Here is a 12,608-nt window from a genome sequence, read left to right on the forward strand (position 1 = left end):
AATTCGATGGTTCGGGGGGAGACGAACGCCGGCTCGGTCGGCGCGCGACCTGAGCTTCCGGAGGGGGCCTGGGATCAAGGACCGAAAACGCCGTTGGCGTTCGAGACGTCGCCGCTGTTGATGGAAATTCCCTCGTTGAAATACTTGCCGCTGTTGGTGGAAATTCCGGAATTGACCGGGCCGCTGACCGTCGTCGGAGAATCGGGCATGGGGGAGTTGTAGGCGATCAGGCGGTTTTCTGCGGGTGTGCTGAGCGCGCTGTCGAGGTCGGTGCCGCCGAGCAGTCGCGCGAGCGCCGACCGCTCGCGGAGTGGTGTGTCGGCTGACGCCGTGCTCTGGGTCAGCGATGCGACGCACCCGACAACAGCGATCATGGAAATCCGTACGAACGATTTCAACGTGCCCCCTCCATTTTCGCGCTGGTGACTCGCCGCTCGAGGATAGCGCGGGTAACCGGACAAATACACAATGCCATGGCGCATGTCGGTGCGGGCTCGGCAAAAGAAGGCGTTCGTTGTGATAAGCGCGGTGATGGACGGTGCCACGTCATCACGTTTGCTTTCAGGTGTTCTGTGATTGTGGATAATCGATTGTTGTCCACAGAACGCCGTTCGGCGGCTGTCCGCCCTGGCCGGTCGGGACACCCTTGCGGCCATGAACCCGCTTCCCGCCGCACCCGTCCCGCACCGCCCCAGGCCGTCGGAAGGTCCACCGGTCAGCCCGTTGCCGTCGCTCGTCCAGCGGGCTCGGCGTGTGACGCGCACGGTTTCTGAGGCCGTGGCCTGTCGCCAGACGGCAGCCCACCTCTGGGGGCTCCAGGCCATCCCCGGCCCGGAGACCGACTGGCCCGTCGAGCTCGTCGCCCACGGCCACGTCGCGCTCTCCGGCTGCGTCACGTACGTCGTGCCTCTCCCGGAGGAGGACATCACCGAGCACAACGGGGTCCGGCTCACCACCAGGGAACGCACGGCCCTCGACTGCGCCCGTGCGCTGCCCCGGATGGAGGCGGTGGCGATCCTCGACCAGTTCGCCCGTGCAGGGGTCGACCTGGGGGCTCTGTGGCACCGGCCGCTCAACTCCTGGCGCCTGCGCGACACCCTCAGCCTCGCCGACCCCGGGGCCGCCTCACCTCAGGAGAGCCGGCTGCGGGTCATCCTCATCGACGGTGGCCTGCCCCGGCCCACCACCCAGATCAGGGTCGATCTTGACGGCGGCCGGTGCGCGTACCTCGACCTGGGCTGGGAGGAGTTCAAGGTCGCGGTCGAGTACGACGGCCGCCGGCACCACACCTCGCCCGCCGATCTCCGGCGCGACGCCGACCGGCGCGAGGAGCTGCGACGGCGCGGCTGGCGGGTGATCGCCGTCCGGTGGGACGTCGTCCCCGGCCAGACCGCCGACCTCCTCCACTGCGTGGCCGACGCCCTGATCGAACGCGGCTGGCAACCCGGCCCGGACGGCACCACCCGCATCCTCGGCCGCATCCGCGCCGCCCGCCGCCGCTCCCGCTACCGCTGAACCCCACGCCACCCGCGCCCCCGACCTTCCTGCGTCACCGAACGGACAGGACGCGCCGCGGCGACAGCCGTCCAGGAATCGTCCCTAGGGCGCGGCGTCCTTCCGCCTCCGCCGCCTTCTCGTACGGCGGGCGCGGCCGAGCGGGGCGTGGGTGGCCACGCGAGTCGTGAGCGGTCGCGCGTCCGCGTCTGTGTCGCGGGCGGCGTACGGCGGGGGTGGTGTGGAGGCGGTCGTCAGGGCGCGCTGGTCCTGCGTCCCGAGGTGAGGCGGTCGGCGGCGTGTCAGGTGCCGGCCGTCTCCATGAGTGAGGTGGCCGTGGGGATTCGTCGTGTGTCGGGTCGGCAGGTGGCCGGGGCGCGTCGGCCACCTCCCGACGGGCTTCCCCATCCAGGGACGGTGCGTCGCCGGCGGGACGGCCGTCGCCTCCTTCGAGGACCTGATGGTGGCGGCTGCGACGTCATCGAATCGGCCTGCCTGCTCCGGCCCGTTCCTGGACGGGCCGACGATCCTTGACGCCGTGCACGCACGTGCTCACGCTCATCGGCGGGTGGTGGGCGTGCCGCAGGACACGCGCACCTACGTGCTGCCGGATGACGAGGGTCAGGCCACCGAATTCACGCTCGATCTCCGCCGAGATCGGTCGGACCGGCGGGGGTGCGGGTCGGCCGCCTCTGGAGGTGAGGCGGCCGGTGGCGCGTTGGGGGGCGGGCGTCTTTGCGGGAGATGTGGTTGTGGGTGTCGGGGTGGGCCGCGGCGTTCCGCGGCCCGAGGGGGCGGGCGCGCGGCGTGGCAGTCGCGCGGGCCGTCGCTCATTCCACACGTCGCCCGCGTGCCCTAGTCCAAACCGCGTGCCGGCGTCGGGTCCGCGTGCCCGCGTCGAATCTGCGTGCCCGGGCCAGCCTGCGTGCCCGGGTCGAGTTGCGTGCCCGGGCCAGCCTGCGTGCGCGCGTGCCGTCGCTCATTCCACACGTCGCCCGCGTGCCCTAGTTGAAACCGCGTGCCGGCGTCGGGTTCGCGTGCTCGTGTCGAGTCCGCGTGTCCGGGCCGGCCTGCGGGACCGGGTCGGGTTTGCGTGCTCGCGTCGAGTCTGCGTGTCCGGGCCGGCCTGCGGGCCTGGGTCGGGTTTGCGTGCACGTGTCGAGTTGGGTCAGCCGATGGAGACCGGGAGGTCCTTGATGCCGTTGATGAAGTTGGAGCGCAGTCTTCTTGCCTCGCCGGTCTGGCGGAGGCGGGGGTAGCGGCGGGCCAGTTGCTCGAACAGCACGCGGAGCTCCAGTTTGGCCAGGTGATTGCCGAGGCAGAAGTGGGCGCCGCCGCCACCGAAGCCGATGTGGGGGTTCGGGTCGCGGCCGATGTCGAAGACGTCGGCGTCCGGGAAGACGGAGGCGTCACGGTTGGCGGAGCCGTAGAAGATGACCACCTTGTCGTCGGCTTTGATCTCCTGGCCGCCGAGCACCTGGTCGCGCGTCGACGTGCGGCGGAACAGGTTGACCGGCGACACCCAGCGGACGATCTCGTCGGCGGCCGTCGAGGCCATGGTGGGGTCGGCGACCAGGCGGTCCCACTGCTCGGGGTGTTCGAAGAGGGCGAGCATCCCGCCGGAGGCCGCGTTGCGGGTCGTCTCGTTGCCGGCCACGGCGAGCAGGAGGACGAAGAGGTTGAACTCGTTCTCGTCGAGGGTCTCGCCGTTCTCGTCCGGCTGGAGGAGTTTGGTGACGATGTCGTTGCGCGGGTTCGCGCGGCGCTGGGCGGCGAGCTCGTTGGCGTACGCGTAGAGCTCCATGGCGGCTCCCGAGCCCTCCTCGGGAGAGGAGGCGTAGTCGGGGTCCTGGCTGCCGATCATGCGGTTCGACCAGGAGAACACCTTGTCGCGGTCGGTCACGGGAGCGCCGAGGAGTTCGCAGATCACGTAGAGGGGCAGGGGCGCGGCGACTTCGGTGACGAAGTCGACCTCGCCGCTCAGCTTGTCGAGGAGGTCATCGCAGATGTCGCGGATGTGCTGTTCGAGGGCGTTCATCGCGCGTGGGGTGAAGCCCCGGTTGACCAGGGAGCGCCGCCGCGTGTGCTCCGGCGGGTCCTGGTTGAGCATCATGAGCCGCTGCATGGCGACCTGTTCCTCGCCGACCTCGTCGAACAGCGCGAGCCTGCGGGCGGAGGAGAACAGATCGGAGTGCCGCGAGACGTGCACGACGTCCTCGTAGCGGGTCACGGCCCAGAAGCCGGGCTCGCCGTGGTGCCAGTGGACGGGGGAGTTCGCGCGCAGCCAGGCGAGCTGGTCGTGGGGCGGTCCACCGGTCGCGTATACGTCCCGGTCGACGAGGTCGATGTGCACGCGGATTCACCTCTGATGATCAAGCGCTTGGTTAAGCGTACTGAAACGTGTTCTATTACGTTGCTGTACGGCCGTCAAGGACGGCAGAAGCTCGTTCCTGATCTTGCCTTGAAGAGGGTATGGCGAGAGTAAGGGCAATTCTGCCTGCTGCGACGTGGTGCCGGAGGCGAGCGGATTGTCGTCCGACGTTTTCGGGAGCGACGTTTCGGCAGGGTGAACGCAGTCATCGGCCCGGTTCCTCGGGCGCACCTGCGTGCATCGTCCGCTATAGGAGTTTTTCGAGGTCACGGATCGGACGTATCCCCCTCGGCGCCCTTGACACGCTCCGCCTCACCGCACGAGCATCAGGGGCAGAGACATCCGATGTATCAGAGAAGGAGCGGTGTGAAGCTGCTGCGAGTAGGACCTGTCGGACACGAGCGGCCGGTGGTGATGGACGCCGCCGGAGCCCTGCGCGACATCGGTGAGCCTGAGATCGACGGGGCTTTCCTCGCTTCCGGGGGAGTCGAGCGCGTCCGCGAGGCGCTCCAGCGCGGCGCTCTGCCCGTCGTCGACGCCGAGGGGTTGCGGATCGGCGCCCCGATCGCGCGTCCCGGGAAGATCGTCTGCATCGGGCTCAACTACCGTGACCACGCCGCCGAGTCGGGGGCCGAGGTGCCCGCCGAGCCCGTCGTGTTCATGAAGGCGAGCAACACGACGGTCGGCCCGTACGACGACGTGCTCATTCCCAGGGGCAGCGTGAAGACCGACTGGGAGGTCGAGCTCGCCGTCGTCATCGGCAAGGAGGCGCGCTACCTCGGCAGCCGGGAGGAGGCGCTCGGTGCCATCGCCGGGTACGCCGTCGCCAACGACGTCTCCGAGCGCGAGTTCCAGCTGGAGCGCGGCGGCCAGTGGGACAAGGGCAAGTCGTGCGAGACGTTCAACCCGCTCGGGCCGTGGCTGGTGACGCCCGACGAGGTCGGCGACCCGCAGGACCTGCCGCTGCGCCTGTGGGTGAACGGCGAGCCGCGCCAGGACGGCACCACCAAGGACATGATCTTCGATGTCGCCGAGGTCGTGCGCTACCTGAGCCAGTTCATGGTGCTGGAGCCGGGTGACGTGATCAACACCGGCACTCCGGCCGGCGTGGCCATGGGCATGCCCGGTCAACCGTACCTGCGGGCCGGCGACGTGGTCGAGCTGGAGATCGGCGGGCTGGGGCGCCAGCGCCAGAAGGTGGGGCAGGCATGAGCGCGTACCGGATCGTCGGGATGGAGACGCACGACGTGCGCTTCCCGACGTCCCGAGAGCTCGACGGCTCCGACGCGATGAACCCCGACCCGGACTACTCCGCCGCCTACGTCGTGCTCAAGACCGACGACGGCCATGAGGGGCACGGGTTCGCGTTCACGATCGGGCGCGGCAACGACGTCCAGACGGCGGCCATCAGCGCGCTGGAGCCGTACGTCGTGGGCAAGGACGTCGAAGACCTCGGCGCCCTCTACCTCGACATGGTCAACGACTCGCAGCTGCGCTGGCTGGGCCCGGAGAAGGGCGTCATGCACATGGCGATCTCCGCCGTGGTCAACGCCCTGTGGGACCTCAAGGCCAAGCGCGAGGGCAAGCCGCTGTGGCGGCTGCTGTCCGAGATGTCCCCCGAGGAGATCGTCGGGCTCATCGACTTCCGCTACCTGAGCGACGCACTCACGAAGGACGAAGCCCTCCAGATCCTGAAAAGTCAGGAAAAGGGGAAGCAGGAGCGGATCGCCTACCTCGTCGAGCACGGCTACCCGGCCTACACCACCTCCCCTGGCTGGCTCGGCTACGACGACGAGAAGCTGCGCCGGCTCTGCAAGGAGGCCCTGGAGCAGGGCTTCGGGCAGATCAAGCTCAAGGTCGGCGCCGACCTCGACGACGACCGGCGGCGCCTGCGGGTGGCCCGCGAGGTCTGCGGGCCCGGCTTCCCGATCGCGATCGACGCCAACCAGCGCTGGGACGTCGGCTCGGCCATCGAGTGGGTGAACGCGCTGGGCGAGTTCGAGCCGCACTGGATCGAGGAGCCGACCAGCCCCGACGACGTGCTCGGCCACGCCGCCATCGCGAGGGGCATCGCGCCGATCCCCGTCGCCACCGGCGAGCACGTCCAGAACCGCATCGTGTTCAAGCAGCTGCTGCAGGCCGAGGCCATCTCCTACCTGCAGATCGACTCCGCCCGCGTCGGCGGGGTCAACGAGAACCTCGCGATCCTGCTGCTCGCGGCCAAGTTCGGCGTGCCGGTGTGCCCGCACGCGGGCGGCGTCGGGCTGTGTGAGCTGGTGCAGCACCTGTCGATGTTCGACTACGTGGCGATCACCGGCACCATGGACGGCCGCGTCATCGAGTACGTCGACCACCTCCACGAGCACTTCGTCGACCCGGTCGTCATCCGCGCCGGCCGTTACGCCGCCCCGTCCGCGCCGGGCTTCAGCGCGCGGATGCACGCGGAGTCGATCGCCGCCCACACCTTCCCCGACGGTGAGGTCTGGAGGACCGCATGACTCAGGAACTGAAGGCGCTCGTGACCGGCGGCGGCTCCGGCATCGGTCTGGCCGCCGCGCACGCCCTCGCCGCCCGCGGCATGAAGGTCGCCTGCCTCGACCTCAACCCGCCCGGCGAGCCGTTCGTCGGGATCAAGTGCGACGTCACCGACGACGCCGGCGTGCGGGCCGCGGTGGCCGAGGCGGCCGAGCGGCTGGGCGGCCTCGACGTGGTGGTCAACAACGCCGGCATCGGGGCGCAGGGCACCGTCGAGGACAACCCCGACAGCGAGTGGCACCGGGTGTTCGACGTCAACGTGGTCGGCATGGTGCGCGTGGCGCGCGCGGCCCTGCCGTACCTGCGGAGGTCGGAGCACGCCTCGATCGTCAACACCTGCTCGATCGCGGCGACGGCCGGGCTGCCGCAGCGGGCGCTCTACAGCGCCACCAAGGGAGCGGTGCTGTCGCTGACCCTGGCGATGGCCGCCGACCACATCGCAGAGGGCATCCGGGTCAACTGCGTCAACCCGGGCACCGCCGACACCCCGTGGGTGGGCAGGCTGCTGGCGGCGGCCGACGACCCCGAGGCGGAGCGAGCGGCACTGAACGCCAGGCAGCCGATGGGCCGCCTGGTCAGCGCGGAGGAGGTCGCCGCGGCGATCGCCTACCTGGCCGGCCCCGAGGCCGGCGCGACCACCGGCACCGCGCTCGCGGTCGACGGTGGCATGCAGGGGCTCCGGCTCCGGCCATCCCACTAAGGAAGGGACACCCCCCATGAAGTTCGGACCGGTGGTCGCGGTCGCGGCCCTCTTGGCGGTCACCGCGTGTGGCTCAGGAACGTCGGCGGAAGGAGGAGGAGCCAGCGCGAAGATCGGCATCGACCATCCGAGGGCCGACTCCGACTTCTGGAACTCCTACATCAACTACGTCCCGCAGATGGCCGACGAGCTCAAGGTCGACCTCATGCCGGCCACCAACTCGCAGAACGACGTGAGCAAGCTCGTCAACAACGTGCAGGCGCTGGTCGGCCAGGGGGCCAAGGTGATCGTCATGGCTCCGCAGGACACCGGAGCCGTCGCCAACACCCTGCAGCAGCTGGAGAACAAGAAGATCCCCGTCGTCACCGTCGACACCCGCCCCGACAAGGGCAACGTCTACATGGTCGTACGCGCGGACAACCGCGCGTACGGCACCAAGGCGTGTGAGTTCCTCGGCGAGCAACTCGGTGGCAAGGGCAAGGTCGTGCAGCTCCAGGGCGCGCTCAGCTCGATCAACGGCCGTGACCGGTCCGAGGCGTTCCTGGAGTGCATGAAGACGAAGTTCCCCGGCATCACGGTGTTCAGCGAGCCGACGGAGTGGGAGGGCAGCAAGGCGGCCTCCATGCTGCAGACCCGCCTGGAGCAGAACCCCGACATCAAGGGGATCTACATGCACGCCGGCGGCGTCCACCTGGCTCCGACGCTGCAGGTGCTCAAGCAGAAGGGCCTGCTCGTCCCGCCGGGCGACCCCAAGCACATCTTCGTGATCTCGAATGACGGCATCCCGCAGGAGTTCGAGGCGATCCGCAAGGGCGACATCGACGCCACGGTGTCACAGCCGGCCGACCTGTACGCCAGGTACGCCCTCTTCTACGCCAAGGCCGCGGCCGAGGGCAAGACGTTCAAGCCCGGTCCGACCGACCACGGCAGCACGATCATCCAGCTGCCGAACGGCCTGGAGGACCAGCTTCCGGCGCCGCTCGTGACGAAGGAGAACGTGGACGACCAAGCCCTCTGGGGCAACCAGGTCAAGTGATGAAATTTCACGTTGAAGCCCGAAACGTCGTGAAGCGTTTCGGGCCGACCACGGCGCTCGACGGCGCGCGGATCGCCATCGCCGAGGGCGAGACCCACGCGCTCGTCGGCAGGAACGGCGCCGGCAAGTCCACCCTGGTCTCGATCCTCACCGGCCTCCAGGGGGCGGACGAGGGCGAGGTGCTCTTCGCGGGCGACCCGGCGCCCGCCCTCGCCGACCGCGACGCCTGGCGGCAGCGCGTCGCCTGCGTCTACCAGAAGTCCACGATCATCCCCGCGCTCACGGTCGCCGAGAACCTCTTCCTCAACCGTCAGTCATCCGGCGGCGCGGTGATCAACTGGCGGGCGCTCCAGGTCAGGGCGCGCGAGCTGCTCGACACCTACGAGGTCGACGTCGATCCGCAGGCACTGGCCGGAGACCTCAGCGTGGAGCAGCGCCAGCTCGTGGAGATCGCCCGCGCGCTGTCGTTCGGCGCCCGGTTCATCATCCTCGACGAGCCGACCGCCCGGCTCGACGGCCCGGCCATCGAGCGGCTGTTCGCGCGCATGCGCTCGCTGCGCGAGCAGGGCGTCACGATGATGTACATCTCCCACCACCTCGACGAGGTCTACGAGATCTGCCAGAGCGTCACGGTCTTCCGCGACGCCCGGCACATCCTGACCAGGCCGGTCGTCGACCTGCCGCACGACGAGCTGGTCGACGCGATGACCGGCGAGGCCACCGCGGCGTACGAGGCCCGCCCCCACACCCCCGGCGACGACGTGGTGCTGTCGGGCGAGGGCCTCACGCTGGCCGGCCGCTACACCGGCGTCGACATCTCCGTACGGTCGGGCGAGGTCGTCGGCCTGGCCGGCTCGGCCAGCAGCGGCAAGGTGGGCGTCGCCGAGACCCTGGCGGGGCTGCGCAGGCCCGACGCCGGCACCGTCACCGTCAACGGCACCCGGGTCAGGCCCGGCGACGTGACCGCGGCGATGCGGGCCGGGCTGGGGTTCGTCCCGGAAGACCGCCATCATGAGGGGTTCGTCCCCTTGCTGTCGGTCGGGGAGAACGCCACGTTTCCGATCGCCAGGAAACTGGGCCGCTACGGCGTCGTGTTCCCGCAGTGGCGGCGGGCCAGGGCCGAAGAGATGATCAGCGCACTCGACATCAAGACGGAAGGCCCCGACCAGCCGGTCGGCGACCTGTCCGGGGGCAACGCGCAGAAGGTCGTGTTCGCCCGGGCGCTCGTCGACGACCCCAAGGCGCTGGTCGTGATCAACCCCACCGCGGGCGTCGACGTCAAGGCCAAGCAGGCCCTGCTCGGCGCCGTCGAAGACGCGGTCGAGCGCGGAGCAGGCGCCGTCGTGGTCTCCGACGAGCTCGACGACCTGCGGATCTGTGACCGGGTGCTGGTGATGTTCCACGGCAGGGTCGTCAAGGACGTGCCGCGCGGCTGGACCGACCACGAGCTCGTGGCCGTGATGGAAGGCATAGAAGATTGACCACTTTGACTGCACCGTCCCCCCGGGTGCGGCTGGCCAGGTTCCGTGACCTGACCCTCGTGCCGGTGATCGTCCTCCTGCTGGTCGTGGGGGCGTTCCTCGATCCGACGTTCCTGACGGCGGGCAACCTGACGAACGTGCTCCAGCAGCAGTCGGCGATCTCGCTGCTCGTGCTCGCCGAGGCGATGATCCTGATCGCCGGGAAGTTCGACCTGTCACTGGAGTCGACGGTCGGCACCGCGCCGGCCATCGCGGTGATGCTGGTGGTCCCGGTGACGGCCGGCGGCTTCGGCATCGGGCTGCCCGGCGTGCTGGTGATCCCGTTCGCGCTGCTCATCGGGGCGGCCATCGGCGCGTTCAACGGTTTCCTCATCGTCAGGTTCCAGCTGTCGGCGTTCATCGTGACGCTGGCCATGCTGATCATCGTGCACGGCTTCCTGCAGGGGCCCACCGAGGGCAAGACGCTGTTCCAGCTCCCCGAGTCGATCCTCTACCTCGGCAGCGCCGTGTGGCTGGGCCTGCCCGCCGCCGTGTGGATCGCCGGTGTGCTGTTCGCGGCGGGCAGCTTCGGGCTCGGCTACCTCAGACTCGGCCGCGCGCTGTACGCGATCGGCGGCAACGCCGACGCCGCCCGCGCCGCGGGCATCCGGGTCGACCGTGTGCTCTACGGCGTGTTCATCATGGGCGGCACGCTCGCCGCGCTGGCCGGCATCCTCGAAACCGGGCGCCTCGGGGCGATCGGCAACAACCAGGGCGTCGGCTGGATCTTCATGGTGTTCGCCGCGGCCGTCATCGGCGGCGTCAGCATGGACGGCGGCAAGGGTACGATCCTGGGCGCGCTCACCGGCGTGCTGGTGATCGGCCTGGTCCAGAACATCCTCACCCTCATCGGCGTCTCCGGCTTCTGGCAGCCGGTCATCTACGGCGCGATCATCCTGGTCGCCCTGATGATCAGCCGGATAGCGGGCGGAAAGGCACAAGATTGACCAAGAACCTCAACGTCGAGCTGCCACGCCAAGGGCTCGGCGGCGCCCCGCTCGGCAACCTGTTCGACACCGTCCCCGAGGAGCAGGCCCGCGCCACCCTCGACGCCGCGTGGGAGAGCGGGGTGCGCCTGTACGACACCGCGCCCCACTACGGGCTCGGCCTGTCCGAACGCCGGTTCGGGTCCGCGCTGGCCGGCCGCTCGGGCTACCTGCTGTCCACGAAGGTCGGCCGCCTGCTGGTGCCCACCGACGCGGGCGACACGCCCGACGACGACCACTTCGCCGTGTCGGCGGGGCTGCAGCGCGTGTGGGACTTCTCCGGTGACGGCGTGCGCAGGTCGCTGGAGGACTCCCTCGATCGCCTCGGCGTGCCGGCCGTGCACATCGCGCTCATCCACGACCCCGACGACCATGTGGAGCAGGCCATCGCTGAGGCGTACCCGGCGCTGGCCGAGCTGCGCGACGAAGGCGTGGTGCGGGCGATCGGCGTCGGCATGAACCAGTGGGAGGCGCCGCTGCGCTTCGTCCGCGAGACCGACATCGACGTGGTCATGCTGGCGGGCCGTTATACGTTGCTCGACCAGTCCGGCCTGCCGCTCCTCGACGAATGCGCCAGACGCGGCGTCCGGGTGCTGGCGGCCGGGGTGTTCAACAGCGGCATCCTCGCCACGCCGGAGCCGTCGGGCACGTACGACTACCAGCCGGCGCCGTCCCCGCTGGTGGAGCGGGCGCGGCGGATCGCCGAGGTCTGCGGCCGCCACGGGGTCACGCTGCCCCAGGCGGCCATGGCCTTCCCGCTGCGCCACCCGGCCGTCGCCACGATCGTCGTCGGTGCCCGCGCCCCCGAGGAGGTCACGGCCAACGCCGCCCTGTGGTCCCGTCCCGTCCCCGCCGACCTGTGGGACGACCTCGAATCGGAGGGCCTCCTCCCGAAGAACGGATGACCCTCCTGCCTGGGAGGCTGGTGAGTCTTCTCGAACGCCCTGCGTGCGCCATCGTCAGGGGCGTCCGTCGGCCGGGCCGTGGTGTGCCTGTCCCTCCGGGTGGCCGCTGATTTCGAGATCATCCCCGTCCTGAGGGCACTCAAGGGCTCGTTCCCTCACCGCTGCGCGGCCGTCCGACCAGGGGGCCGCGCAGCTCCCGGCGAACACAGGTCGACCCGCTTTCCTCGGAGGAAGCGGGCCGGCCTGCGTCGGAGTGATCGGCGGCTCTCGGCCTCTTGCGCCGCCCGCTCCAGGTCGCCGCGCTCCTCGATCTGGAGTGCCGAGGCCATCCGGTAGCCGCCCGGGAGGCGTCCCGCGCCAGGGGCGGCCCGGCGTTCTAGGCGGGGGGCGGGTTGTCGAGGACCACCACTCCGTACTCGGACAGAAGGTCGGCGTTTTCCGCGTCGTGGCGCCCGTCGGCGGGCCCGATGCCCTTGAAGTAGCCTTCGATGGCTCCGGGGTTGTTGATCTGAAGGATCGTCGCGGTCGAAGTGATCGGCTGGAGCGTGTGGGGCACTGAACGGGGTCCGTAGACGTAGGCGCCGGGTTCGGCGTCGTGCACGTCGCACTTGTCGAGCGAATCCGATCCAACCCAGAACCGGACGCGGCCGGACAGCACCACCCAGCTCTCGTCCTCCCGACTGTGGCTGTGCAGGGGTGGCGCGCCGGCGCGGTCAAGGGTGAAACGGGTGGCGGTGACCACTCCATCCGTCTCGTCGGTCGACACGACCTGCTCGATCGGTACGTGGTAGTAGCGGAAGACCGGTCCGTCGCCGGGGTTCCGCACGAGGGCAACGCTCATCTGCAGTCCTTCCATGGTGGATCCGTCAGCAGCTGACGTGACGAGAGGTGATGTGGCCCGTTGATCGACGCCGCCGAACCGGATGGCGCTTGATCCGGCGCGCCTGCTTCACGGTAATAAATTTAAGTTTCAACTACAATGGCCGATGCCCACGGGGACCGCGGACAGCGGAACGGGCGTCAGCCGTGCTGCTGGACGTCCCAGATCAGGAGGGGTGCGG

General features: G+C 69.8%; 11 protein-coding genes. 8 read left to right on the forward strand and 3 right to left on the reverse strand.

What is annotated here, in order from left to right; translation table 11 throughout:
- Window positions 1–74 precede the first annotated feature (74 nt).
- On the reverse strand, window positions 75–545 hold the full coding sequence (locus ACIBP6_RS00460) for a hypothetical protein (protein WP_397047336.1): 471 nt from the start codon (window positions 543–545) through the stop codon (window positions 75–77).
- Between the two features lie 232 nt (window positions 546–777).
- Between ACIBP6_RS00460 and ACIBP6_RS00465 the strand changes: the two genes are divergently transcribed.
- On the forward strand, window positions 778–1,515 hold the full coding sequence (locus ACIBP6_RS00465) for an endonuclease domain-containing protein (protein ID WP_397047338.1): 738 nt from the start codon (window positions 778–780) through the stop codon (window positions 1,513–1,515).
- Window positions 1,516–2,662: 1,147 nt separating this feature from the next.
- On the opposite strand, the gene ACIBP6_RS00470 is transcribed toward ACIBP6_RS00465, so the two are convergent.
- Window positions 2,663–3,847 (reverse strand): cytochrome P450, encoded by a 1,185-nt coding sequence (locus ACIBP6_RS00470; protein ID WP_397047340.1) that lies wholly within the window; start codon window positions 3,845–3,847, stop codon window positions 2,663–2,665.
- A gap of 384 nt (window positions 3,848–4,231) precedes the next feature.
- Between ACIBP6_RS00470 and ACIBP6_RS00475 the strand changes: the two genes are divergently transcribed.
- The 7 genes from ACIBP6_RS00475 to ACIBP6_RS00505 are packed head-to-tail and all read left to right on the forward strand — an operon-like array spanning window position 4,232 to window position 11,547.
- Window positions 4,232–5,077, forward strand: coding sequence for a fumarylacetoacetate hydrolase family protein (locus ACIBP6_RS00475; RefSeq protein ID WP_397047342.1), 846 nt, complete (start codon window positions 4,232–4,234; stop codon window positions 5,075–5,077).
- Window positions 5,074–6,363, forward strand: coding sequence for an enolase C-terminal domain-like protein (locus tag ACIBP6_RS00480; protein WP_397047344.1), 1,290 nt, complete (start codon window positions 5,074–5,076; stop codon window positions 6,361–6,363). The genes ACIBP6_RS00475 and ACIBP6_RS00480 overlap by 4 nt, the downstream gene beginning before the upstream one ends.
- Window positions 6,360–7,100: an SDR family NAD(P)-dependent oxidoreductase gene (locus tag ACIBP6_RS00485; RefSeq protein WP_397047346.1), complete on the forward strand. Its 741-nt coding sequence runs from the start codon at window positions 6,360–6,362 to the stop codon at window positions 7,098–7,100. Before ACIBP6_RS00480 ends, ACIBP6_RS00485 begins: the two co-directional genes overlap by 4 nt.
- Before the next feature lie 16 nt (window positions 7,101–7,116).
- Window positions 7,117–8,136: a sugar ABC transporter substrate-binding protein gene (locus ACIBP6_RS00490; RefSeq protein ID WP_397047348.1), complete on the forward strand. Its 1,020-nt coding sequence runs from the start codon at window positions 7,117–7,119 to the stop codon at window positions 8,134–8,136.
- Between the two features lie 29 nt (window positions 8,137–8,165).
- On the forward strand, window positions 8,166–9,617 hold the full coding sequence (locus ACIBP6_RS00495) for a sugar ABC transporter ATP-binding protein (protein WP_397047350.1): 1,452 nt from the start codon (window positions 8,166–8,168) through the stop codon (window positions 9,615–9,617).
- A 5-nt stretch (window positions 9,618–9,622) separates the two neighbouring features.
- On the forward strand, window positions 9,623–10,603 hold the full coding sequence (locus ACIBP6_RS00500) for an ABC transporter permease (RefSeq protein WP_132619973.1): 981 nt from the start codon (window positions 9,623–9,625) through the stop codon (window positions 10,601–10,603).
- Window positions 10,600–11,547 carry an aldo/keto reductase gene (locus tag ACIBP6_RS00505; RefSeq protein ID WP_397047352.1) on the forward strand — a complete coding sequence of 316 codons (948 nt, stop codon included), beginning with the start codon at window positions 10,600–10,602 and terminating at the stop codon, window positions 11,545–11,547. Before ACIBP6_RS00500 ends, ACIBP6_RS00505 begins: the two co-directional genes overlap by 4 nt.
- 376 nt (window positions 11,548–11,923) lie before the next feature.
- Here ACIBP6_RS00505 and ACIBP6_RS00510 read toward each other — a convergent pair whose 3' ends face one another.
- The gene (locus tag ACIBP6_RS00510; protein WP_397047353.1) at window positions 11,924–12,388 is read right to left on the reverse strand and encodes a cupin domain-containing protein; all 465 of its coding nucleotides are present in this window, start codon (window positions 12,386–12,388) and stop codon (window positions 11,924–11,926) included.
- Between the last annotated feature and the right edge of the window lie 220 nt (window positions 12,389–12,608).

The sequence above is a fragment of the Nonomuraea terrae genome (genome assembly GCF_044465245.1).
GTDB classification, from domain to species: domain Bacteria; phylum Actinomycetota; class Actinomycetes; order Streptosporangiales; family Streptosporangiaceae; genus Nonomuraea; species Nonomuraea terrae.